Below are 22,222 nucleotides of genomic sequence, written 5' to 3'. Positions count from 1 at the left end.
ATACCTATTCCGATCTCAAAGCTTCAATCGGGCGAATCTTAACCGCTCTCTGGGCTGGAATCATTCCGACAATTAGACCCAAAACGACCATAATCGCCATCGCTCCGAAAACCTGTCCATAATTAACTGTCGGATTATAAAACGGAAAGGCATCTTGATCTTTGGTAATAAAATTCAGAATCATGAGTAAAAATATTCCTAACATAAATCCCAGAATTCCAGACGTTAAGGTGATGACCACACTTTCTAATAATATTTGATTTCTTACTTCTGCCGGCTTAGCACCTAAGGCTCGCCGAATACCGATTTCTTTGGTTCTTTCTTTTACGGTGATCAGTAAGATATTCGAGATGGCAATGACGCCGGCTAAAATTGTTAAGGATCCAACGGTGATGGTTAGTAGCTGCATTCCAGTTAAAAATCCAGTTACCTTCAAAAACATTTTACCCAGATTAAAACTACCAAATGCGTTGGTGTCTTCCGGCGAGACATGGTATTTCTTTTTAAGTTGCGCTTTTACCTGATCTTCAACAACGGTTAAATCAGCATCGGGTTTACTGACGATTGCAAAAAAGCCAACCTTATCACCCGTGTTATACATTTTCGAAAAGGTAGTGAAGGGAATAAATGACGATTGATCATTCTCCATGCCGCCGCCTTTTTTCACGCGAAAAACACCGATGACATTGAAGAAAATCCCTTTCACATTGACAGATTGACCAAGGGGATTTTCATTCTTTTTCGAATCGAAGAAGTTTTTATAAATTTCCTCACCAATCACAATTACATTTTTATTTCCTGAAATATCGGCATCGTTCAAATACCGACCAAAGACCAATTTCTTTTCTGAAATTTTATTTCCGACTGGGAAATCACCCGTCAAAGTGTAGGTGGCATTTTTGCCGTTTCTGGAAAAAGATTCGCCGGGAGTTCCGAAATTTCCTCTGGAAGATTGCGGCGAAATATAATCGATCTGCTGAATTTTTTTTGGTAGTAAATCGAGATCACTTAAATGCAAATCCATCTTTCTACCTTTCGGAAATCCGTCGTAAGGTATTGTAGTATTCTGCGCCCAAAGGAAAATAGAGTTCGTCGCAAAACCAGAGAACAATTTATCGAAACCATTTTCCATTCCTTTGGCTGCACCCAAAAGCGCCACGAATAGGAACATTCCCCAACCCACGCCAATCATGGTCAGAAACGTTCGCAACTTATTATTCTTGAGGGAATAATAAATTTCTTGCCAGGTATCTATTTTGAAAATGATGTTCATATAAAAAACTTTGTTTTTTCTGTCAATTTACTACACTTGTGAATTTCTTCGAGTGATTTTTTTTACGTCAATCTTTAAAAGCAATTTTCCTTTATCCGTTAACCATCATCCATCATCCATCATCCATCATCCATCACCCATCATTCATCACCGACATCACTCGCTCCTCAACGCTTCAATCGGTTTAATCCTACTGGCTCGATAAGCCGGAACAAATCCTGCAATCAAGCCAGAAATAACTAAACTTGTAAAAGCGACGATCACAATTCCCCAACCTACAGATGGATCCACAATAAAATATTTTTCTAAACTATCGTCAATTAAGGTCAAAGTCAAAATCCCTAGTCCAACACCAATTAAACCAGAAACGACCGTGATTACGATACTTTCTTGCATAATCAAACCAACAATGCTACTCGGCTTGGCTCCAATAGCTTTTCTCACACCAATTTCCTGAGTTCGCTCTTTTACAATGTAAACCATGATGTTGCTAATTCCAATAATTCCAGCCAGCAAAGTTCCCATGCCGATAAAACCAACAATCAGCGTGATGATGAACAGAAACTGAAATGTTTCGCCCATGTTTTTAGCATTGTTTCTAACTACAATCCCATTTTCATCGTCGGGGGAAACTTTATGTTTTGATTTTAATTCTTTCTCTAATTGCTCACCATATTTAATAGCATCAGCGGGTTTCATGGCTGGATTGTAAGTGATGAAAATCGTATTTACGGTATCTGATCCTTTCTTTAATTGTTGTAAAGTAGTAATCGGAACAGTAATCATGCGTTCGTCAAAGTCACCTCCATCATCAGAAAAAACTCCGACCACTTTAAACATGGTTCCATTAATATCCAAATCTTTTCCAATCGGACTTCCGTTTTTAATTAAATCCCGCTGAACCATTCGACCGATCACTGCAACATTTTGCATTCGTTTCATATCTAAAGGACTTAGATACCGACCTTCCGTCAAATCACGATTTTCAATAATTTGCTCCTCAGGGTTGGCGCCACTTATTTGATAATTCCCGCTTTCGCGACCGTATTTAACCGTCATGTTAGCGGAGTAGCGCGGCGTAGAACTTTCTATTTTTTCGGTATCTTGGCTGGTAATCTGTTCGTAGTCATCATTTTTTAAAACAATCTGCCGATCTGATTGTAAGCCACCGTAAGCAATGGTTGTTTTTCTTGTAAAAATGGTGATCAGGTTGGTAGCATCTCTGGCGAAACCTTCCGTAAAAGCATTTTGTAATCCAGATCCAATTCCAAAAAGAACGATGAAAATATACAAGCCGAGCGCAACCGTGAAGCCAGACAGAATCGTCCGCAGAATATTACTGCGAATGGATTCAAATATTTCTCTCCAGCGGTCGAGGTCAAACATAATTTGTAATTTTCTTTAAAAACATTTTTTTATAAATTCACAATTCACTGCGAATCAACTTTATTTTAAAACTCTCTGAGTTATGAATTCATCACTTTCGATAATTCCATCTTTCAGCGTTACATTTCTTTTGGTTTCGGCTGCCACATCGGGTTCGTGCGTAACCACAATAATTGTTTTTCCTTCGCGGTTTATTTCCTGCAAAAGTTTCATAATTTCGTAGGTCGTTGCTGAGTCTAAAGCTCCTGTCGGTTCGTCGGCAAGAATTACTTTTGGATCGGTAATCAAAGCACGAGCAATCGCAACTCTTTGTTTTTGTCCGCCTGAGAGTTCGTTAGGTAAGTGGGTTGCCCAGTCGGCAATTCCAACCTTCGCCAGATATTCCATCGCTCTGAGATTCCTTTCTTTTCGTCCGACGTTCTGATAATAGAGCGGCAGCGCTACATTTTCTAAAGCGGTTTTGTACCCAATTAAGTTAAAAGACTGGAAGACAAATCCTAAAAATTTGCTTCGGTATTCGGCAGCTTTTATCTCCGAAAGATGCTCGATCGCAATGCCGTCAAGCTCATAAGTGCCTGTATCTTTTGAATCTAAAATCCCAATGATATTTAATAAGGTCGACTTTCCAGATCCAGAACTTCCCATAATGGAAACAAATTCGCCTTCCGCAATCGAAAGATTAATTCCTTTCAAAACATGGAGCTTGCTCTTTCCAGTATCGTATGATTTGTTGAGGTCCTTAATTTCTAACATCAAGTAGGGATTAATTTATTAATAAGTATCGAAAAAAAATTAATTGTTACACGATCGCTTTTTAATTATTTTTTTTTGGTACGTTTAAGATAATGAGACTGTTTTCATTAAGTTTACAAAGTAGTGTTTAATAAATACAGTTGTAAAACATCAGTTCGAGATGTTAATCGTTGCGATTGCTTTGTAGATGCGTCGTCTGTGTGATTGTGGAAAACTTTTACGGCTTGTAGTCAATGAATTAATATTTACACCTTTCTTTATATGCTTTCATTTTCTATTTTTGTACGGAACGCATCAAAGACTGAATTTTCTATTTTTGAGATGCGTTCAAGATTTAAATAACTAATAATCATGTCGTTGACTTAGTTCGTTTTAGAAACAGCAAACGATTTAATAATAATTTTACTATGGGGATTTTTGATAAAAGAATAGGATACAAACCATTTGAGTATCCAGAAATTTTACAGTTTGTGGAAGCAATTAACAAATCGTTTTGGGTTCACTCTGAAGTGGATTTTACAGCCGATGTTCAAGATTTTCACTCTCAGTTAGAGCCGCATGAAAAGAATGCGATTAAGAATGCGCTATTGGCAATCGCTCAAATTGAAGTTTCCGTGAAAACTTTCTGGGGAAATCTTTACAATCACATGCCGAAACCGGAACTTAATGGTTTGGGAGCCACGTTTGCAGAATGTGAGTTCCGTCATTCAGAAGCTTATTCGCGTTTGTTAGAAGTATTAGGGTACAACGATGCTTTCAATCAAGTCATCGAAATTCCTGCCATTAAAAAGAGGATTGATTTTCTGTCTAATGTTTTGAAACACGCCAATTCGACTTCGCAGAAAGAATATGTTTCATCGTTGTTGTTGTTCAGTATTTTAATTGAAAACGTTTCTTTATTTTCTCAGTTTGCGATTATTTTATCGTTCACAAGATTTAAAGGTTACATGAAAAATGTTTCTAACATTATTGCCTGGACTTCCGTTGATGAGCAAATTCACGCCAATGCTGGTATTTATTTAATCAACAAAATCCGTGAAGAGCAGCCTGATTTATTAACCGATTCTGATATTGAGGATATCTATACATTGGTTGATCACTCGATTCAAGTGGAAGAAGAAATCTTAGATTGGATTTTCGAAATGGGAGAAATTGATAATATTTCAAAAGAGAATTTATTGAACTTCATGAAGTTCCGTGTGGATGACAGTCTGAAGAAGATTAATATGAAAACCCGTTACAACATCACGCCGGAAGATTACCGTCCGATGGTTTGGTTTGAGGAAGAAGTTTTCGCCAATTCTATGGATGATTTCTTTGCTAAAAGACCCGTTGATTATACCAAACACGATAAGAGTATTACCTCGAACGATTTATTTTAACTAGCAGGGAAGATAAAAAAAGACACAAATTAAAATTATGGCAACATGTACAGCACCAGTAAATGGTCACCGTTCATCAAGTGCAGCAGCAAACTGCCCAGCTTGCAGTAGTCGAAGTTACGGTCGAAGTTCTAATTCTTATCCGACATATCCCTCTTCATCGAGTAACTCAAGAAGTTTTAGCAGCGGTTCATCAAGAAGCTTAAAACCTCGTTGGTCTTCAATAGGATCAGCTACCTTTTACACTCCTACAGAAATCCGTACTCTTACACCGATTCGTGAAAGCGTCGAGCAACGCGCTAATTTACCTGACTTAAGAGATGTCTTCCTTTGCCATGCTTGGGATGATCGAAAAGAGGCTGCTAAAGAATTACACGATTTATTAGAATCTAAAGGTGTATCTGTTTGGTTTAGTGAAAAAGATGTTTTGTTGGGATCTTCGTTACTTCGTGAAATAGATAAAGGTTTGGCGAAATCACGTGTCGGTATCGTATTGGTTACACCCTCATTTTTAAAACGTGTTAAAGATGAAGGAATTGCCGACAAAGAACTTTCGGCTTTACTAGCGCGAGATTTACTTGTTCCCATAATTCATAATACAAATTATGAGGCATTACGTGAAGTGAGCCCTTTACTTGGTTCAAGAAGTGGATTATCTACTAAAGAAGAATCGATGATCGAGGTTGCTGCAAAGTTAGCAGAATTAGTTGCTCCAGAGGTTTTATTGAATTGAAAATCAAAAAGATAAGCAATAACATTTTGACGAATTTATTTTAATCGTTTAACTAGAAAAGTTTAAAAAACTTACATGGGACTTACTATCATCGGGATTTGAAAACCATTTCCTATAAAATAATCTTTTTTAGAAATCGAGCACATGAAAAAAGCAACGCAAAACCAGATTGAACAACTTGAAAAGTTAAGAGAGAAGATTAAATTGTCAAATGACGTTGAAACTAAAACTGAGCTATTAGTTAGTACAGAAGAAATATTGAAGGAGATTGACTTTATGAGTAATTATTACACCAATTTCGTGGGTGATATGAGAAGATACAAAAACCAGAAAGCAATAGCAATAGAAAGTGCGCTCGTCACAATTTTGGATGAGGCGATTGAGCAATATAAAAACTAAAGAGTTTTCTGCTTTTATAGAAGAATTTATGAGAGCGCTAAACAGAAACTTATGAACAGGTTTTAAAATCAATAGGAACGGGCTTCAGTCCGTTTGGGAAAAAGGAAAATTCCATTGGCTTTAGCCGAAATCTATTGAAAGAGATAAGCGCTGTTAGAGCTTCAAGCTCTAACAGCGCTGGAAAATTTTCTAAAGGAATAAAGACAGAAGTAATAGCCCCGATTGTAGTGTAAATCCTGGCCTTGCGAATCGAAAAATTTAAATTAATTACGCTACTCCAATTGCAAGGACAGATTGCAACGGAAAGCGGGACCGAGAAATAAAAGAAGCAGCCAGTTGAAGCTTCAAAAAAAATAATAGAAAACACATTGTACGCGGTACATTTTAGAGAAAAAAAATATGGAGGATCAGAAAAAAATATGGTGGCTGAACGAAGAGTCAGAGCAAATGCTCAACCGCGGCTATTTATTAAAAGGCGAAACCGTAGACGGCGCAATTACCAGAATTACCGCAGCCGCAGCCAAAAGATTATACAAACCAGAATTACAACCGGCCTTCGAAGAAATGATTCGAAAAGGTTGGATCAGTTTCTCCTCGCCCGTTTGGGCGAATATGGGAACAGAAAGAGGATTGCCGATTTCTTGTTTCAATGTTCATGTTCCGGATAATATTGAAGGTATTACGCACAAATTAGGAGAAGTAATTATGCAGACCAAAATTGGTGGCGGAACGTCTGGCTATTTTGGGGAATTGAGAAACCGTGGAACTGCCGTAACAGACAACGGAAAATCTTCAGGTGCCGTTTCATTTATGAAATTATATGATACTGCCATGGACGTTGTGTCACAAGGTGGCGTTCGTCGTGGTGCTTTTGCGGCTTATTTGGATGTTGACCATGGAGATATTGAAGAATTTTTGTCGATTAAAGATATTGGAAGTCCGATTCAGAACTTGTTTACCGGAATTTGTGTCCCAGATTATTGGATGCAGGATATGATCGATGGCGATATGGACAAACGTAAAATCTGGGCAAGAGTTTTAGAAAGTCGTGCGCAGAAAGGATTGCCGTATATTTTCTTCACTGATAATGTGAACAGAAATAGGCCACAAGTTTATAAAGACTTGGGAATGCCTGTGAATGCAAGTAATTTATGTTCAGAAATTATGTTGCCATCTAACGAAGCAGAATCATTTATTTGCTGTCTGTCGTCGATGAACTTAGAGTTATATGACGAGTGGAAAGATACCGACGCCGTGAAATTGGCCATATATTTCTTAGACGCTGTTTTATCAGAATTTATTGAAAAAACGGAAGGTAATTATTATTTAAATGGAGCACGGACTTTTGCTTTACGTCATAGAGCTCTTGGTTTAGGAGTTCTGGGATATCATTCTTATTTGCAGAAAAATATGATTCCGTTTGAAAGTTTTGAAGCGACGCAGTTTAATGCAAAAGCTTTTAGACAAATTAAAGAGCAGTCTATTATTGCATCTCAGGAATTAGCCAATATTTACGGCGAACCAGAATTGTTAAAAGGATATGGAATGCGAAATACCACCACCATGGCAATCGCTCCTACAACTTCCAGTTCTGCGATTTTAGGACAGACTTCTCCGGGAATTGAGCCGTTTGCATCGAATTATTACAAAGCAGGATTGGCGAAAGGAAACTTTATGCGCAAGAATAAATACCTTGCAGTATTACTGAAAGAAAAAGGAATTGACAATGAGGATACTTGGAGAACAATTATGTTGAATCACGGTTCTGTTCAGAATATTCCAGAATTATCTGAGGAAGAAAAAGCAGTATTTAAAACGTTTCGTGAGATTTCTCCAATGGAGATTATCTCTCAAGCTGCGCAAAGACAACAATACATCGATCAGGGACAATCCTTAAACTTACAGATTCCATCAACCATGCCAGTAAAAGATGTTAACTATTTGTACATCGAAGCTTGGAAAAAAGGAGTTAAATCTCTGTACTACCAAAGAAGTTCTTCTGTTTCAAAAGAAATGATGGTGAACTTTGTGAGTTGTTCGAGTTGTGAAGCTTAAAAGACTGTAAGATTCGAGACAAATAGATTATAGACTAAACCGTGGAATTTTTTCTGCGGTTTTTTTTATCTTTGATAGACTGAGACCTAAATTCTGCCACTTAAAATCTAAAAAAATGAAATTCGGAAAAGTTGAGGATCCCTCGCAAATTGATTTTAGACTTCCTAAAGATCATCCACGAACGAAAGAAATTTTAAAGAAAAATAAATCCAAAGATTTCAATATCTCCATTGGGTGTGCGAAATGGAACAAAACCGATTTGAAAGGATTTTATCCCAGAGGCACGAAAGATGAATTGACTTATTATTCGACGCAATTTAATTCCATCGAGTTGAATGCTACCTTTTATAAGTCGCCTTCACCAGACCAGGTTTTTACTTGGAAAGATAAAACGCCGGCCGATTTCAAGTTCTTTCCAAAAGTTCCGAATACGGTTTTGCATTATCGAAGGTTGATCAATATTACAGATGTCGTAACTGGATTTGCGAGCTCTGTTTTAAATTTTGAGAAAAATTAGGAATGGTCTTTCTTCAACTTCACGATAATTTTAAACCGAAAGATTATGAGCGTTTAGAAAAGTTCATTCAGGATTGGCCCAAAGAAGTTCCGCTGGCTGTAGAACTACGAAACAGTGAATGGTTTGCCGATGAAGAAGTTTCTAATAAAACAATGGATCTTTTTGAAAAGCATCATATTACGAATATCATCGTTGATACCGCCGGAAGACGGGATCTGCTTCACATGCGACTCACCACTGATACTGCTTTTATTCGATATGTCGGCGCGAATGCAGACAGTGATTATATGAGATTAGATCACTGGGTGAAACGCATCAAAGTTTGGAGAAAAGGGGGTTTAAAAAATCTTTATTTCTTCGTTCATCAAAATATTGAAAAATCTTCTCCACTTTTATCTGCCTATTTTATTGAAGCTGTAAACAAGGAATTTGGCACTGATATTCATATTCCTGAAATGGCAGAAATCAAAAATAAATTTTAAGTTCTACTTAATTCTGTAGTACATTTTCTCCTTTTAATAAAATCGGAGATTAGTTAAAATTGATTAAAAATAGTAAAAGACTTTGTTGTCTTTTATTATTTTATTAATTACATTTGTGTATACTAAAAAATTTATGTTCTCAAAATCATGTGAGTATGGAATCCGCGCTTCAATTTATGTCGCAAAACACTCCTTGAAAAAAAGGAGAGTAAGTTTAAAGCAAGTTGCTTTGCATACGGATTCTCCACCTGCTTTTATGGCAAAAATTTTACAGAAATTAATTAAAACTGATATTCTCTTTTCACAAAAAGGACCGACTGGTGGATTTTTCGTTCCCGTAGAGAATGTAGAAAAGATTTCACTTTTAAATATTGTACTCGCGATGGATGGAGATGGTATTTTTGAAAACTGCACACTAGGTCTTCGAAGATGTGATGATCAAAAACCTTGTCCGCTTCATTTTAACTTTGTGAAAATTAGGGACGACATGAGAGAGACTTTAGAGCAAACGACTTTGAAATCATTAGCGGAAGACGTTTCAGATGGCGTCACTTTTTTGAAACGCTAAGTTTTTTTACGATAATAAAGGACAATTTTATCTTTTAATATTTTTATATGAATAATTCAATATTTGGGGAATCGGGCATTCAGATTACGTTGGTTCTCATTTTATTACCAGTGCTCGTGGGGTTGGTTATTGCGATTGTAAAAACTTACAGTACATATAAAAACCTGCGGAACCGCCGAAAACTTTTTGACTTCAACAAGAAGATTGAAAAGCTTACGCCCCAGGAACTTGATCTCTACGAAAAACGAAAAACAGAAGAAGAATATAAGCTTCCAGAAAATCAGCTTTCTGGTTCCGTCGCACCGTCGGATGAAAAGGGACTTATTTACAACATTAACGCGATTGAAGAATTGCGCGTTATTCCTTTTAAAAGAAGTTTTGTCCCGCAAAATTATATCTCACCAGAATTAGCAAAACTAATTTTATATTTTATTGGATTCTCCATTTTCTGGTTGTTGTTTGGTACAACGGTTGGCGAATATTTAGGAATCAAGTTTGTAGCGCCCGACGCCGATCATGTTAGTTGGCTAAGTTTTGGGCGGCTTCGTCCGGTTCATACCAATATGGTGTTTTGGGGCTGGGCTTCCTTTGCTATGGTTGGACTGTCGTATTACGTGATTCCACGAGTAAGTAACATTGAGATTCACAGTCTGAAAATCGGCTGGTACACTTTAATCCTAATGAATGTCGCCGTGTTAGCTGGAACTATTTCCTTAATGGCTGGGATTAATAATGGTGGCGGTGAATACCGCGAGTATATCTGGCCGATTATGTCAATTTTCGCTGCCGGGATTGTTTTGTCACTTTATAATTTTTTAAAAACTGTCGCGAAACGACTCACCAAAGAAATTTACGTTTCCAATTGGTATATAATTTCTGCGATGATGTATGTGGTCGTCATTTTAGTGGTGGCATATGTTCCAATCTGGCAAGATGGCTTAGCTGAAACAATTATTCAGGGTTACTATATGCACCAGGGCGTAGGAATGTGGTTTATGTTTTTAGTTTTGGGTTTGATGTATTATTTTCTGCCGCAGCAACTGAATAAACCGATCTATTCGTACAGTTTAGGAATTTTAGCCTTTTGGACTCAAATTATATTTTACACCTTAATTGGAAGTCATCACTTTATATTTAGTGCGATTCCTTGGTGGATGCAAACGGTTGCCATCGTTGCCAGTGTCGGAATGGTTATTCCAGTTGTGGCTGGAACAGCTAACTTTTTACTTACTTTTAATGGAGCTTGGTATCAGCTGAAAACCAGTTACACGCTTCCATTTTACCTGATCGGTATTATTTTTTACTTCACGGGATCGATGCAAGGAACCGTCGAAGCCTTTAGATTTACTAATTTAATTTGGCATTTCACAGATTTCACCGTTGCTCACTCGCATTTAACGATGTATGGAATTATCACTTTCATGCTCTGGGCCTTTATTTATACGTTGGTTCCAAGAATCACGGGGAAAGAACCGCCAAAGATTTCAGTTGGTATTCACTTTTGGTTAGCCTTGATTGGCCTGATGTTCTACACGGTTCCGTTAATGATCGGAGCTACAGAAAAAGGTCTACTGTGGATGGACAATAAACCATTTATTCAAAGCGTCGTTTTAATGGCTCCTTATTGGTTGTGGCGCGCGATCGGTGGTACCATGATGTGGATTTCCCATTTTGTATTTGCTTACAATTTCTACAAAATGGTTAACAATAAGCAAGAAGTGATCATTCCGAGAACTCCTGCCGAAATTTTGGAAGCTAAAAGACAATTGAAAAATACTGAATTCATCCCTACAAAATAAATTGGAATAATGGAATTTTTAAATAATCATAAAACGCTATTCTGGTCGGCCTTAATCCTGTTTTTGTTTCTGACTTTACAGATTGCGATTTTGCCCGCGTATACCAATCAACGAGTTTATAAACCACTGCCTGATGCAAAACCATTAACCAAAGATGAGGCTGCCGGTAGAGCTGTATATGTAGAAAACGGTTGTATCGCCTGCCACAGTCAGCAAGTTCGTGAAGTTGAAATGGATAAAGTTTTTGGAACGAGACCCAGTATTCCTGCCGATTACGCTGGAAATCACCGGATGGATGTGTGGAGAAATACCGCCAATTTGCTGGGCTCCGAAAGAACTGGTCCAGATTTAACGGCTATTGGCGAGCGCCAACCAAGTGATGACTGGCATTTGCTGCATTTGTATCAACCTCGTGCGGTCGTGAAAGAATCCATCATGCCGTCTTATTCTTTTCTATTTGAAGAGAAAGAATATTTAGCAAAAGGAGATATTGAAGTAAAAGTTCCAGCAGAGTTTTTAAGACATAAATTTAAAAAAATTGTGGCGTCCAAAAAGGCTCTTCAGCTTGTTGACTATTTGAAAAGTTTAAAACAAACCAAATTACCAGAAGGAGTGAAACCAGTGGAATTCCTTTATAAAAAAGAAGTGAAGAAAGCAGTAGCGGGCGCAGCGGGCGGAGAAGCTTTACCAGATGGAACCGAATTATATACTACGCATTGTGCAAGCTGTCACCAAGCTAATGGGGAAGGCTTACAAGGTGCTTTTCCACCTTTAAAAGGAAGTCCGATCGTTGCAAGCGAGGATATCGAAGTATATGTGAATATTATCTGGGGCGGTTATAATGGCAGACCTGGTTATGGACCAATGCCATCTGTGGGTAAAAATGCCGATTTCACACCCGAAATGATCGCTGCCATAATGAATCATGAACGTTCATCGTGGGGTAATAATGCGAAACCTGTAACTGCCGCCGAAGTAAAAGCAGTAATGGATAATATTAAATAATTTTCCTTAAAAATCTTCTCATCAATATTTTATGTTATGAAAAATTTTAAAAATACCGCAATCATCTTTTTTTTACTTTTGATGAATTTCGCTTTCGCTTGTGAGGCGTGCAAACTACAGCAACCTGATGTGACTCGAGATTTTACCCATGGTGTAGGACCGCGTGGTGATTTCGATTGGATCATCGTGGCGGTAATCGCAGCGCTTACGATTTTTACTTTTATTTATTCGTTAAAGTATTTGGTGAAACCTGGTGAAAAAGATCAGAATCATATTAAGAATTCTATTTTAAACTAATCCTAAAAAAGTACAAGATGACTAAAGATAGAAGTTCCGTTTTCCTTTTTATTGATGATGAGGTAAAACCACTTGCAGAATTAGAAACTCCGATCGTGTTTGATTTTGATACCTCAAAATTGACTGATGGTGAACATGTGTTGAAAATCGTCAGCAAGTCACCTACGGGAAGAGAAGGAATAAGAAAAATAAATTTTATTGTAAAAAATGGGCCCTCAATTAGTGTAGAAGGATTGAGTGAAGATGATATTGTAGATGGAGTTCTTCCCTTAATGATCAATGCTTACGACAAAGGAAACCAGAAAAGTTTCGTCATCGAAGGAAGTGAAACGCCACAAACTGTTCCGGTTTGGATGTGGGTCATCATCATCCTGATTGTCGGCTGGGGTGCTTATTACGGAATAACTTATTTCAGTGGCTTCCCGTACTAATAAAAATTTTAGATATAAAATAAAGAAAAATTTCTTCGGAAAGATGATGTGAAAAAAGAAAACGGTTTCAAATAATTGAAACCGTTTTTTATTTTTCTAAAAAGGTTAAGCTAAAAACTCAATCTCTTTATCTTTGAAATCGCTGTTTTCAACCAGACTCTGCATGGTGCTCATAATTCTCTTGCGAAGTTTGGCCATGTTTCGAATGTTTTCATCTTCACTGTAATCAAAGATATTATCTTCGAAAGAAAAAGTATCTCCTTTTTTGAATTCAATCTTGTTCTCTTTGAATTCTTTTAACAGCATTAGGTTGGTCATTGTTTCCAATAAATCATATTCCGATTGCGCTAATTTTTTCAATGATTTTAAAACCTGTTTTTTATATTTTTTCTTCGTTTTCATAATACGTATTCTTTTAAACTTTGTCTTGCAAGGTAAGATTTTAAAATAAATTTATCAAACTAATTTGTTACCGTTTGGGCTAAAGGTGATATAGCAAATCCTTACCTTTGTGTCCTTCATGAAAAATACAGATCTTTTATCGCTGATTGCTTTCGCTAAGAATAAAAATCAAAAAGCTCAAACCCAGTTAATTAACTTATTTTGGGTTGATGTCTTCAGTTTTGTAATGAAGAAAGTGCAAGACGAGCACGTTGCCGATGAACTTACCGTTTCTGTTTTTTCAAAAGTATTGGCGAAGTTGGATTTATTTGATCCCAATTTTCAATTCAAAACCTGGATTTTAACCATTGCCCAAAATACCATTATTGATTATTGGCGAAAGAAATCACGTGAAAATGAAGATTCTACGGATAACTTTGATGGCTTCAAAAATCACCTGGCGCTTTCTCCTGAAGAACTTCTAATTTCCGAAGAAGATCAAAAACAGATTTTATCCATCATTGAAAGTTTAGATGCCACTTACCAAGATATCATTAAGCTGAGGTTTTTTGAAGAGAAAAGTATTAAAGAAATTGCAGTGGAACTCAATATCTCGATAGCTAACACGAAAGTCCGAATTATGAGAGCGAAGAAACTGTTGGCTGGACTTTTAAAAGACAACGATTTTGAAATGGAATAACTTTTACATTTAATAGATAGAAAAATGGCAATCCAATCGGATTGCCATTTCATTTTTAAAGATTGTAAGAAACTTATTTGATGATCAATTTCTGAGTGTAAGCTCCTTTGTCACTTTTTACGGAAACAATATAAACTCCTTTTGGAAGATTCAAATTATATTCTTTGGTCGTTTGTTCTGTGCTTTGATTATTGACCGATGAATACACTTTTTTACCAGATAAGTCAAATATCGAAGTTTCTACTTTTCCTGTTAACTTTTTAGTCTTAACGAAGAAATTTCCGTTACTTGGATTCGGGTAAATTTTAATGTCTTCAAATAAATTTTTATTTTCAGTCGTTCCTAAAAAACTTTCATCTCTGGTACAGACATTTAGCGACCAAGAATTAACGGTTCCCACAACGTTAGGACTATTGTCTGAGGCAAATAGCTTCCAAGTACCTTGAGAATCATGTCCTTTGAATATCGTTAACGTTTCAAATGGTTTCGAATTCCCGGAAACTGGATTTCCACAAGTAAGCGTTCCCGCCTCATCAGTAAATGTTGCATTAATACCTGATGAACTGCATTGATGATGCATCAGTAATGCTGATGAACCCACAGGACTTTCTATGCCGAATGATAACTGTGTTAGATTTCCGTGTGTAATATTTGGTGACACGGTAAGTTTTGTAATTACTCCTGAATCTGGAATATTTAGTGGAATTTCAATTTTTGGAGAAGAAATACCGCCACCACCAGGACTGTCTGTGATAGTTACAGCAGGTCCGCTGTAAGTGTAAGTTGCACATGATTCTCCACTAACTGCATAGTCAATTACAAAACTTGGGCTGACAGCATAATAGATATTATTTACCGCTTCAATTATAATGTAAGCGTTCGAGGCAGAGGAACCTGTTGGTAAGGTTACAGATTCACTCCCGTCATTAGCAGTATTTGCGAGAAGTGTGGTAAATGTTAAGCCGCCGTCTTTTGATAATTTTATATTTACATTCGCTGTGCTTACGGGTGGCAATGTGGTGTTAGCGACATCCCAAGTGATGGTAAATGTGTTTCCAGAAGATAACGATTGTCCGAAAATTGGCGCCGTAACTTTAAATGGTCCTGCCGAAGCGTTCACGGTAACTTTCATCGCATCTTGTGCAATATTTGGTTCTAAAGGATTGCTGTTTCTCAATACAACACCGAAATTTAGGTCCCTTGCATTGCTGTTCAAAGATTCCCATCGTGTCGTATTAACTCCTGCCAATACGGTATTGAAATTTGGGAAATATCGGTAAGGTTGTGTTGTTTGTGGTAAAGCTCTAAAGTTCGGACCACTCGGTTTCGTCAAATAAGTATAAGATAAAGCGCCCATTTGTGCGGCGTCGGCTTGGTCAATCTGCTCGAAGGTGTAAGTATAAGAGGCATTGTTTGTATCTGTTGTGGTCGCTCTTACAACGTAAGGAGTTGTATGCGGAATAACATAATTCGGACCCGCATCTAAGTTCGGAGGTAGAAGCGTGTAAGGAACATTAGTTCCGCAAGCAACAGAATTAATTTTAGATTTAATTTGGCTGATGCTGCTGTAATGAAAGTTATCGTGCGAATTATATTGTACATCCAGGTTTCCTACAATTCCTGTATAAGCCATGATCGTGCTGCCGCTTCCTGGTTCTACTTTCTGACTTTGTTGCGTGGTGCTAAAAGTATAGCTGTGGCCAGCTCCCATTTGGTGGCCCATTTCATGAGCTACATAATCAATGTCAAAAGTTGCGCCTACTGGAATATTATGAGCCGTCCATCCGCCAGCTTTCTGAACACTTGCACTGCCGCAGATTACACCTAAATAAGCCGCTCCGTTTGCAGGTTTTTTATCGATAAGATGACCCAAATCGTAAAGCGTTCTCGCATTAGGTCCCAAAGCTGAATTAATTCCTGTATTGGCAACATCAGGTCCGCCACCAGCGGCATACGGATCAGTTGCAGCGTTTAAGAAAATAAGGGCTTCAGTTTCAGAAATTAAATTGTAATGAAGGGATAAATCTTTTTCGTAAACTCCATTGAGACGAGTCATACTGGCATTCATCGCACCTAGAACGACAGCAATTTTTTCAGCATCTGTCGCGCCGACTGGAGTTCCAGCTCTTGTTAAAATATATTGGGAATATTCGCCGGTGCACGATAAGGCAAGTCTGAAAGTGTTAGAACCCACCAATTTATTATTGGTAATAGTTCCTTGGCTTCCATGCTCCGCATTCTCTTTTACTTCACATTCAAATGGTTGGTCAGTGGCACTTTTTTTTTTCATAGTGCTATCAAATACAACATACGTTTTTGCGTCGGTGGTATAAGGTTCAATATATTCTGAAATACCTGCCCGCAAAACCAATGATGAAAATCCTTGCGGAGACACGCTGAATCGTAAATAAGCTGTCGAATCATCTTTACTTGAACCTACATATGATTTGATATCAGTATATTTTGCCTGTAAATCAGGAGCCATATTGGAGAGTTCCCAAACTTCAAACTTCTCCATCTTTCCCTGCATATTTGGCAAGGTCATGATAATTCCTTTTTGTCCGGCATTCCTAGTAGGTGCACCTTTTAAAGTAGTTACTAATTTGTTCGCATCAAGTGTATATAGCTCTTTTGAAGCGGTGTCGGTGTGTCCTTCATTTACCCGTTGTTGGGTTTGAAGTAATGTTTTGCTCCACTGTGAAAATCCGAATACCGGCACCGACAAAAATAATAGAAGTACTAAATTTTTCATAACTTATTGGTTTTTACGCAATTTAAACAAATTAAATTGCAAAACGATCATTTCTTTGGTTAATGTGTTGTGATTCAATCATTATGTTCAATTATCCTGAAATCAAATATTAATTAATATTCTTAAATTTGTACCTTATTTTTAAAGATGAATAACACTGCTACCGATACAATCATTCAAAAACCCAAATGGATTCGCGTAAAACTTCCGACCGGAAAAAACTACCGCGAACTTCGCACGTTGGTTGATAAATATAAATTGAATACCATTTGCCAAAGTGGAAGTTGCCCAAACATGGGCGAATGCTGGGGCGCTGGTACTGCCACCTTTATGATATTGGGAAATATCTGCACTAGAAGTTGTGGTTTTTGTGGCGTAAAAACGGGTAAACCTTTAGATGTAAATTGGGATGAGCCAGAAAAAGTAGCACGTTCTATTAAGTTAATGAAAATTAAACATGCAGTTTTAACGTCTGTGGATCGCGATGATTTAAAAGATATGGGATCCATTCTTTGGGCAGAAACGGTCAATGCCGTCCGTCGAATTTCTCCCGGAACCACTATGGAAACTTTGATTCCAGATTTTCAAGGTATCACAAAACACATCGATCGTTTGATTGAAGTGTCGCCAGAAGTTATTTCTCATAATATGGAAACGGTTAAAAGGTTGACCAGAGAAGTAAGAATTCAAGCCAAATATGAAAAGAGTTTAGGCGTCTTAGCTTATTTAAAAGAAGCTGGACAAAAAAGAACCAAAACAGGATTAATGCTCGGGTTAGGTGAAGAAAATGCCGAGGTTTTTCAAACCATTGAAGACATTAGAAATGCCAACGTAGATGTGCTTACTATTGGTCAATATCTACAGCCAACCAAAAAACATTTACCTGTAAAAAAATTCATCACTCCCGAAGAATTTAATGAATTCGGTGATTTTGCCAGAAGTTTAGGATTTCGTCATGTAGAGAGTTCACCATTGGTAAGAAGTTCTTATCATGCTGAAAAACATATTCATTAAAAATTAAATTTAAATAGTAATAAACGCAGCGATCAAGTTGCGTTTTTTTTGTTGACCTATATTCTAATTTCTTATCTTTAAAAATTAAATAAAAAAACTTATGAAAATCCTTAAAATATCAACCTTAGTGTTGTCACTTCTTCTCAGTTTCTCTTGTCAGGAGAAAAAAACAGAAGATATTACAAATCTAAACTCGGTAAAATCCACATCGGGCAAAATGACTACGGAGGAATTAAGTTATGATATTGATGGTAAAACTCATAAGTCATATGTTGCTTATGAAGGTGATGCTGACGTAGTAAAGCCAGTTGTAATGGTTCTTCCGGAATGGTGGGGCGTTACTGATTATGCAAAAGGCAGAGCGAAACAGCTGGCAGAGTTGGGTTATTTTGCGCTGGTTGTCGATTATTATGGCGAAGGAAAAGTCGTTGATAATCCAGAAGAAGCAGCGAAATTATCGGGCGAATTTTACAAAGTTCCCATCAATGCAAAGTTAATGTTCGACAAAGCAAAAGCACAGTTATTGAAATACCCGAATGCCAACTATGATAAAATTGCGGTGATAGGATATTGTTTCGGCGGAGCACAAGCTTTGAATATGGCTCGTTTAGAGGATGAACTGAAAGGAGTTGTTTCTTTCCACGGAAATTTAATGACTGGCTTGAAACCAAAGAATAACAATGTTAAAATCCTAGTTCTCAATGGCGCTGCCGATACTTTTGTTCCAGCCGAAGAAATCGCCGCCTTCAAAAAGCAAATGGATTCCGCTAAAATAGATTACAAATTCATTGATTATCCAAACGCCTTACATTCATTTACTAATCCCGAAGCGACCGCAATTGGAGAAAAATTTAAAATGAAAGTCGCCTATAATAAAGAAGCAGATGGAAAATCTTGGAATGATATGAAAGCTTTTTTAGCAGACATCTTTAAATAAAGAAAGTCCCAGACGAAACGAAAATTCCCTATCAAACTTTGATAGGGAATTTTTATTTTCTTTTGAAAAGATATTGCTAATCTTTAAAATATTTTCTCAATTTCCAAGCCATTTTTTCGTGTTCCTGCATTAGGCCGTTTAAGAAATCTGCAGTTCCGGCATCATTATGATCTTCTTCTACTTTGTCAAGATTTTCTCTTAATGATTTTACGATAGATTCGTGATCGCCCACTAATTCCTTCAACATTCCTTGCGTATCAGGCAATTTTCCTGGAGTTTCTTTCAATTGAGATTCTTTCGCAAATTCTGTCGTAGTACCAATTGCTGTTCCACCCAAAGTTGCAATTCTTTCTGCAACTTCATCCGCCGCTTCTGCAACTGCATCGTATTGATTTTCAAATAATAAATGCAATTCCATAAAATTATCACCAGATAAATTCCAATGGAATTTTCTCAGTTTAATGTATAGAATATTGCTATCAGCTAAAACAGTGTTCAGAATTTTGTGAACTGCGGTAAGGTTTTTTTGTGTTATTCCTAAATCAGGTTTCATAACTTTATTTTTTAATGAATTAATATTATTTTACGTGTAAATTTCCTTCTCTTCCATCATCATTGTCAGATTTCTGTCCTGTAATCGCGGCGGTCGCAAAGTGAAGCATCGATACGAACTTCCCAACTTTTGGCTCCCAGTAATACGTTTCCTCGGGAGTTACTCTGATAACAGAAACATTCGGATCTTCCGACCCATCGAACCAGGCATTGGCCATTGGCGTCCATTTATCTTCTATGGTCGCTTTATCTTTGTAGATGAAGGCTTTCCCTAAAATTGATAAGTATTCAGAATCGCCATTGTTCATGAAATACAACTGAACGCGGTTATCTTCTTTTATTTCGAAATTTTTATGACTTTGCTCACTGCTTAAAAACCAAAGATTTCCTTCTTCATCCGTTTCTTTCAGACTCATCGGCCTTGAAGCGTTTGGTAGCGAATCCAAATCCGTACAGAACATACAGATTCTCGCACTTTCAGAGAGTTTCTTTAAAGTTGCAATAGCCTCTTTTTGACTTAAATTTTCGGTTGACATAAATTTGAATTTTAATGTTAAGAAAAATGATTCATCAGAAAAGATGGAATCAAAATATCATTTGTATTTATCTAGATTCAAAAACTAAACCACATTGGACAAATGTCAGTTTTAAAATGTTAAAATTTTCTTAAATCAAATTAATTCGTAATTTTTACGACTTTTTTTTATTGATTTAATAGTGCGGTCTGGTTTTTGATTTTGGCTGTATTAACAATTTTCATGAACACATTATTTCAGATGTGAATTCTAAAAAATAAATAATGATTAATCTAAAAAAAATAGCAATTCCCGTAGCAGTCGGAATTGTTGGCCTTGCCTTCTTGAGCTCTTGTGCCGTTGGAATTCCCAAAGGAGCAACCGCTGTTCAAAATTTTGACTCCCAAAAGTATTTAGGCAAATGGTACGAGATCGCCCGTTTCGATTTCCGTTTTGAAAGAGGGCTGAATAATGTGACCGCCACTTATTCGATGAAAGACAACGGCAACATCAAAGTAGATAATAAAGGATATAATTTTGAGAAAAAGAAGTGGAGCGAAAGTATCGGCGAAGCTCAATTTGTAGACAATTACAATGTTGCACGTTTAAAAGTCTCTTTTTTTAAACCAATTTGGGCTGGTTATAATGTGATTGATATGGATGAAAACTATAAGTATGCTTTGGTTGCAGGAAATAATTTAGATTATCTCTGGATTCTTTCGCGGGAAAAAACAATTCCACAAGAATATAAAGAAAGGTTTTTAGAAAAAGCAGAAAGTATTGGTTACGATACCAGCAAACTAATTTGGGTGGAACACGATAAATAAGATTTAAATTTTATTTGTCCAGACACTTCTCTCGTCCTTAAAGACGAGAGGCTGCAGTTCGCGCAACTTTACAAATGCTGAATTTTATTTCACTTTCTGGGATAAAATTCAGTATTTTTATACTCTAAATTCTTTTATGAAAGCAGTTCTCATTACCATCGGCGACGAAATCCTGTCTGGAAATACCGTCGATACCAACTCTAACTTTATCGCCACCGAACTCAAAAAAATCGGAATTCCCGTCGTTCAAATTTTGACCATTTCAGACGAAATTAATTCCATAAAGAATGGTTTAGAAACTGCTTTGGACTTAGGAGATTTAGTCATTGCAACTGGTGGATTGGGACCAACGAAGGATGATAAAACCAAAACGGCTTTCAAAGAATTTTTTAATGATGAAATTATTTTGGATCCGGAAACATTCGATCATCTTCGGAAATTATTCGACAAAAGAAATCGCGGACATCTTCTAGAACTCAATAAGCCACAAGCCGAAGTTTTAAGCAAAGCCTTTATTTTCCAAAATGAAAATGGAAGTGCGCCTTGTCAAATGATTCGTGAAAATGGCAAGATCATCATCTCCCTTCCCGGCGTTCCGTTTGAGGTGAAACCTTTAATCAAAGATAAAATAATTCCCTTTCTGGCAGAGCAGTTCAGCTTAAATCACATCGTCACGCAAACTGTTTCAGTTGTTGGAATTCCTGAAAGTTTATTATCTGACCAAATAGAATCCTGGGAATTGGCTTTACCGACAGCGATTTCACTTTCCTATCTTCCCGTCGGAAACCGAATTAAACTTCGCTTGACCGCCCAAGGAAAATCCAAAGAAGACTTAGAAAAAAATATTGAAAACGAAGTCGAAAAACTAAAACCTCTCATCGGCAATAACGTTATTTCCTGGAACGGCGATAAAATCGAAGAGATTCTAAAGGAAATTTTAGACGAAAAAAAGTTGACGGTTTCCACGGCTGAAAGTTGCACGGGTGGAGAATTATCCCGTTTGTTGACCTCTATTTCTGGGAGTTCAACCTATTTTTCAGGTGGAATTGTGGCTTATGATTATCAGAAAAAAATAGAAATTCTCGGTGTTTCAGAAAAAACCATTCAACAAAAAACAGCGGTCTCGGAAAAGGTTGCGCAAGAGATGAGTTTAGGTAGCCAACAGTTATTTAAAACAAATATTTCCCTTTCTACCACTGGAGTTGCAGGTCCAAACCCGGACGAATTTAATAACGAAATCGGAGTCGCTTATTTTTCAATTCGCGTCAACGATTTTGAGAAAACAAGCAGATTACATCTTCCACATTTCGAACGAAACGATTTCGTCAATTTCGTTTCGCAAAGAGTTCTGCAGGATTTAGTGGAGATTTTAATAAAGGAAAAATATTAATTGTCTTAAAAAACAAAAGTCACAAGAGTAATCTTTTTTGTCTTTCAACAGTGTGTAAAATGAATTTTGTTGAG

21 protein-coding genes and 1 pseudogene are annotated in these 22,222 nt (G+C 37.0%); 15 read left to right on the top strand and 7 right to left on the bottom strand.

The genetic code is table 11. The features are described from left to right. Positions 1–4: 4 nt before the first annotated feature. From BMX49_RS12825 to BMX49_RS12815, 3 genes are all read right to left on the bottom strand, one after another. Entirely contained in the window at positions 5–1,273 is a 1,269-nt protein-coding gene (locus tag BMX49_RS12825; protein WP_034719495.1) for an ABC transporter permease, read from the bottom strand. 156 nt (positions 1,274–1,429) lie between these two features. After that, the gene (locus BMX49_RS12820; RefSeq protein WP_034719498.1) at positions 1,430–2,659 is read right to left on the bottom strand and encodes an ABC transporter permease; all 1,230 of its coding nucleotides are present in this window, start codon (positions 2,657–2,659) and stop codon (positions 1,430–1,432) included. Positions 2,660–2,719: 60 nt separating this feature from the next. Next, the gene (locus BMX49_RS12815) at positions 2,720–3,412 is read right to left on the bottom strand and encodes an ABC transporter ATP-binding protein (RefSeq protein ID WP_034719500.1); all 693 of its coding nucleotides are present in this window, start codon (positions 3,410–3,412) and stop codon (positions 2,720–2,722) included. A gap of 407 nt (positions 3,413–3,819) precedes the next feature. Between BMX49_RS12815 and BMX49_RS12810 the strand changes: the two genes are divergently transcribed. The 10 genes and pseudogenes from BMX49_RS12810 to BMX49_RS12760 all read left to right on the top strand — a co-directional run bounded on the left by BMX49_RS12810 (position 3,820) and on the right by BMX49_RS12760 (position 13,080). Continuing rightward, positions 3,820–4,794 carry a ribonucleotide-diphosphate reductase subunit beta gene (locus BMX49_RS12810; RefSeq protein ID WP_034719503.1) on the top strand — a complete coding sequence of 325 codons (975 nt, stop codon included), beginning with the start codon at positions 3,820–3,822 and terminating at the stop codon, positions 4,792–4,794. 37 nt (positions 4,795–4,831) lie between these two features. After that, positions 4,832–5,527, top strand: coding sequence for a toll/interleukin-1 receptor domain-containing protein (locus BMX49_RS12805; RefSeq protein ID WP_034719504.1), 696 nt, complete (start codon positions 4,832–4,834; stop codon positions 5,525–5,527). A gap of 144 nt (positions 5,528–5,671) precedes the next feature. Further along, complete coding sequence (locus BMX49_RS12800; protein WP_034719506.1) at positions 5,672–5,926, top strand: hypothetical protein; 255 nt, start codon at positions 5,672–5,674, stop codon at positions 5,924–5,926. Between the two features lie 399 nt (positions 5,927–6,325). Then, positions 6,326–7,981 (top strand): ribonucleoside-diphosphate reductase subunit alpha, encoded by a 1,656-nt coding sequence (locus tag BMX49_RS12790; RefSeq protein WP_034719509.1) that lies wholly within the window; start codon positions 6,326–6,328, stop codon positions 7,979–7,981. A gap of 115 nt (positions 7,982–8,096) precedes the next feature. Further along, a pseudogene (locus BMX49_RS12785) lies at positions 8,097–8,980 on the top strand (DUF72 domain-containing protein). Positions 8,981–9,113: 133 nt separating this feature from the next. After that, positions 9,114–9,548, top strand: coding sequence for an RrF2 family transcriptional regulator (locus BMX49_RS12780; RefSeq protein WP_034719511.1), 435 nt, complete (start codon positions 9,114–9,116; stop codon positions 9,546–9,548). Between the two features lie 47 nt (positions 9,549–9,595). Continuing rightward, positions 9,596–11,347: a cbb3-type cytochrome c oxidase subunit I gene (locus BMX49_RS12775; RefSeq protein ID WP_034719513.1), complete on the top strand. Its 1,752-nt coding sequence runs from the start codon at positions 9,596–9,598 to the stop codon at positions 11,345–11,347. A 9-nt stretch (positions 11,348–11,356) separates the two neighbouring features. Beyond that, positions 11,357–12,352 carry a cbb3-type cytochrome c oxidase subunit II gene (locus tag BMX49_RS12770; RefSeq protein WP_034719514.1) on the top strand — a complete coding sequence of 332 codons (996 nt, stop codon included), beginning with the start codon at positions 11,357–11,359 and terminating at the stop codon, positions 12,350–12,352. Between the two features lie 36 nt (positions 12,353–12,388). Beyond that, complete coding sequence (locus BMX49_RS12765; RefSeq protein ID WP_034719517.1) at positions 12,389–12,649, top strand: hypothetical protein; 261 nt, start codon at positions 12,389–12,391, stop codon at positions 12,647–12,649. A 17-nt stretch (positions 12,650–12,666) separates the two neighbouring features. Beyond that, positions 12,667–13,080, top strand: coding sequence for a hypothetical protein (locus tag BMX49_RS12760; protein WP_034719518.1), 414 nt, complete (start codon positions 12,667–12,669; stop codon positions 13,078–13,080). Positions 13,081–13,185: 105 nt separating this feature from the next. On the opposite strand, the gene BMX49_RS12755 is transcribed toward BMX49_RS12760, so the two are convergent. Further along, on the bottom strand, positions 13,186–13,482 hold the full coding sequence (locus BMX49_RS12755; protein ID WP_034719520.1) for a hypothetical protein: 297 nt from the start codon (positions 13,480–13,482) through the stop codon (positions 13,186–13,188). Between the two features lie 118 nt (positions 13,483–13,600). On the opposite strand from BMX49_RS12755, the gene BMX49_RS12750 reads away from it, so the two are divergent. Next, positions 13,601–14,161: an RNA polymerase sigma factor gene (locus BMX49_RS12750; RefSeq protein ID WP_034719521.1), complete on the top strand. Its 561-nt coding sequence runs from the start codon at positions 13,601–13,603 to the stop codon at positions 14,159–14,161. A gap of 73 nt (positions 14,162–14,234) precedes the next feature. On the opposite strand, the gene BMX49_RS12745 is transcribed toward BMX49_RS12750, so the two are convergent. Then, a complete protein-coding gene (locus tag BMX49_RS12745; RefSeq protein ID WP_051803730.1) occupies positions 14,235–16,913 on the bottom strand; it encodes a zinc-dependent metalloprotease in 2,679 nt (892 codons plus the stop codon). Between the two features lie 147 nt (positions 16,914–17,060). Between BMX49_RS12745 and lipA the strand changes: the two genes are divergently transcribed. Both lipA and BMX49_RS12735 read left to right on the top strand, forming a co-directional pair. Beyond that, entirely contained in the window at positions 17,061–17,927 is an 867-nt protein-coding gene (gene lipA, locus BMX49_RS12740; protein WP_034719523.1) for a lipoyl synthase, read from the top strand. Positions 17,928–18,027: 100 nt separating this feature from the next. After that, positions 18,028–18,864 (top strand): dienelactone hydrolase family protein, encoded by an 837-nt coding sequence (locus BMX49_RS12735; RefSeq protein WP_034719525.1) that lies wholly within the window; start codon positions 18,028–18,030, stop codon positions 18,862–18,864. A gap of 76 nt (positions 18,865–18,940) precedes the next feature. On the opposite strand, the gene BMX49_RS12730 is transcribed toward BMX49_RS12735, so the two are convergent. Beyond that, the gene (locus BMX49_RS12730; protein WP_034719528.1) at positions 18,941–19,417 is read right to left on the bottom strand and encodes a Dps family protein; all 477 of its coding nucleotides are present in this window, start codon (positions 19,415–19,417) and stop codon (positions 18,941–18,943) included. Positions 19,418–19,442: 25 nt separating this feature from the next. Continuing rightward, a complete protein-coding gene (locus BMX49_RS12725; protein WP_034719531.1) occupies positions 19,443–19,952 on the bottom strand; it encodes a pyridoxamine 5'-phosphate oxidase family protein in 510 nt (169 codons plus the stop codon). A 263-nt stretch (positions 19,953–20,215) separates the two neighbouring features. On the opposite strand from BMX49_RS12725, the gene BMX49_RS12720 reads away from it, so the two are divergent. After that, the gene (locus BMX49_RS12720; protein ID WP_034719534.1) at positions 20,216–20,758 is read left to right on the top strand and encodes a lipocalin family protein; all 543 of its coding nucleotides are present in this window, start codon (positions 20,216–20,218) and stop codon (positions 20,756–20,758) included. Positions 20,759–20,894: 136 nt separating this feature from the next. Then, complete coding sequence (locus BMX49_RS12715) at positions 20,895–22,148, top strand: CinA family nicotinamide mononucleotide deamidase-related protein (RefSeq protein WP_034719537.1); 1,254 nt, start codon at positions 20,895–20,897, stop codon at positions 22,146–22,148. The last annotated feature ends 74 nt before the right edge of the window (positions 22,149–22,222 follow it).

The sequence above is a fragment of the Kaistella antarctica genome (assembly GCF_900109615.1).
Lineage (GTDB): Bacteria > Bacteroidota > Bacteroidia > Flavobacteriales > Weeksellaceae > Kaistella > Kaistella antarctica.
Note: the sequence above shows the minus strand (reverse complement) of the source record. Positions and strands in the feature narration are given on the sequence as shown.